Below are 1,036 nucleotides of genomic sequence, written 5' to 3'. Positions count from 1 at the left end.
CGGGCGGCAGCGCCGCGGCGACCGCCTGGTCCATGCGCGCGACATCGTCGGTGCGTGCCTCATGGTCGGCATGTTGCTGCGCGGCGTCGCTCAACTGCAGGCGCCGGCGCCAGTCGATGTCCTCGCCGCGGCGCCAGCCGCGCAGAGTCGGCAGGTCATGAGTGGTGGTGGTGGCGAGTGCGTCGGGGCGCCACTGTGCCGGTGGCAGGAACGCGCCGGCGCGGTCGCGGGTGAACAGCAGCACGTCGATGCCCATCACCCCGCGGCGCGACAGTTCCGCGCGGATGCCGTCCGGCACCACGCCCAGGTCCTCGCCGATCACGATCGCGCGGTGTCGCCAGGACTCCAGCGCGAGCAGGCGCAGTAGGTCGTGCAGCGGATAGCGCAGGTACACGCCGGTGGAGGAGGGTGCGCCGCGCGGAATCACCCACAGCCGCAGCAGGCCGAGGATGTGGTCGATGCGCACGCCGCCGCGATCGCGCATCACCGCGCGCAGCAGTTCGATGAACGGCGCGAAGCCGGTGGCGCGCAGCGCGGTCGGCGCATAGCCGCAGATGCCCCAGGCCTGGCCATCGCCGTTGAACGCGTCCGGCGGCGCGCCCAGTTCCAGCCCCTGCAGCACCGCCTGCGGCCATGCGGCGGCTTCGGCGCCATGCGCGTCGAAGCCCACCGCCAGGTCGGCGATCAGGCCGATGCCCATGCCGTCGGCGCGTGCTTGCCGCTGCACGTCGGCCCAACTGCGCGCGGCCAACCACTGCGCGAAGCGGTGCAGGCCCGGATCGGCATCGCCGAAGTCCTGCGCGGCGAACGCGGCATGCGCATGCAGGGCGCTGCCGCCATCGCGTTCGAACGCGGCCAGGTCGGCGTGCAGGGCGGCATCGGCCTGATCGAAGTCGGCATGCAGTTGCCGCAGCCACTGCCACTTCAACGCAGCCGAGGCCGGCCAGTCGATCAGCGGCCGCGCCTGCGCCTCGGCGAACGCCTGCGCCAGCCCGGCTGCCTCCAGCGCGCGCTGCGCGGCCGCGGCGCCGAGCAC

General features: G+C 73.8%; 1 protein-coding gene. It reads right to left on the bottom strand.

Annotated features, from left to right (window positions below; genetic code table 11):
* Window positions 1-1,036 (bottom strand): 4-alpha-glucanotransferase (locus D183_RS24955; RefSeq protein ID WP_017909844.1); only part of this gene is annotated, 1,036 nt, incomplete at both ends.

Origin of the sequence: Xanthomonas sp. SHU 199 (assembly GCF_000364665.1) — a bacterium.
GTDB classification, from domain to species: domain Bacteria; phylum Pseudomonadota; class Gammaproteobacteria; order Xanthomonadales; family Xanthomonadaceae; genus Xanthomonas_A; species Xanthomonas_A sontii.
The sequence above is the reverse complement of the archived record's forward strand: the minus strand, read 5'-3'. Positions and strand labels throughout refer to the sequence as shown.